The sequence below is a fragment of the Nonomuraea ferruginea genome (assembly GCF_039540635.1).
GTDB lineage: Bacteria > Actinomycetota > Actinomycetes > Streptosporangiales > Streptosporangiaceae > Nonomuraea > Nonomuraea ferruginea.
Genome location: NZ_BAABFD010000060.1, coordinates 1 through 1011, shown reverse-complemented (window position 1 = coordinate 1011; position 1011 = coordinate 1). Strand labels below are relative to the sequence as shown.

At 65.2% G+C, this 1011-nt stretch carries 1 protein-coding gene; it reads left to right on the top strand.

Annotated features, from left to right (window positions below):
• The first annotated feature begins 164 nt into the window (after nucleotides 1-164).
• Complete coding sequence (locus ABD999_RS43770) at nucleotides 165-1001, top strand: HARBI1 family protein (protein WP_271280560.1); 837 nt, start codon at nucleotides 165-167, stop codon at nucleotides 999-1001.
• The last annotated feature ends 10 nt before the right edge of the window (nucleotides 1002-1011 follow it).

Below are 1011 nucleotides of genomic sequence, written 5' to 3'. Positions count from 1 at the left end.
TGAGGTGATCTCAGAGAAATAATTCAGGGCGATTGGGGATTTCTGGGACGCAGGCGGTGACGTATCGGGCCTTTCGGGAGGAGTCGTCGAAGGCCGGAGATGAGCGTGGAGCCTCCGGTAGATGAGTTCTCACCACAAGAAATCCCGCCGCCGAAAGGCTCCACGTGATTGCTCATCGTGCCACGCTCGACGTCTCTCGCGCACTCGTTCACCACGTCGCCCGACTCCTGCGAGATGAACGCCGACTGCGCGGCACGCCCAAAGACAGCCGAGCCCTGACCCCGTTCCGGCAGGCAGTCATGGTGCTGTGCTGGTTCCGCGGCGAGCACGACATCCCCAAACTCGGCCGCGATCACCACGTCTCCCGGGCCACCGCCTACCGCTACATCCATGAAGGCATCGGAGTTCTCGCAGCTCAAGCACCAGATCTACATGAAGCCCTCGACCGCGCCCAAGCCGCAGGACTGGCCTATGTGATCCTCGACGGCACCCTGATCCCCATCGACCGCTGCGCCGAGCAGGCCATCAGCGTCAAGGGCGAACCCATCGACGCCTGGTACTCCGGCAAGGCTCACCACCACGCCGGCAACCTTCAAGCCCTCTCGGCACCTGACGGGCTGCCGTTGTGGATCGGCGAGGTCGAACCCGGCTCCGTCCACGACCTGTCCGCCGCCCGCACGCACGTTCTGGGCGCGCTGTACGCCGCAGCCGCAGCCGGCCTGCCCACCCTCGCCGACAGCGGCTACGACGGCGCTGGAATCGGCGTCCACACGCCGATCAGACAACCCGAAGGAAACCAGATCCTCAGCCCGGACAACCGCACCTACAACCGGCTCCTACGCGCTCTGCGCTGTCTCGGCGAACGCGGATTCGCCCTGCTCAAAGGCCGCTGGCGAACCCTCCAGCACATCACCGTCAGCCCCAGCCGAATCGGCGACATCGCCCGCGCGGCACTTGTCCTCACCCGTTTCGAGCACGACTACCTGCCGGCAATTCGCTGAGATCACGTCA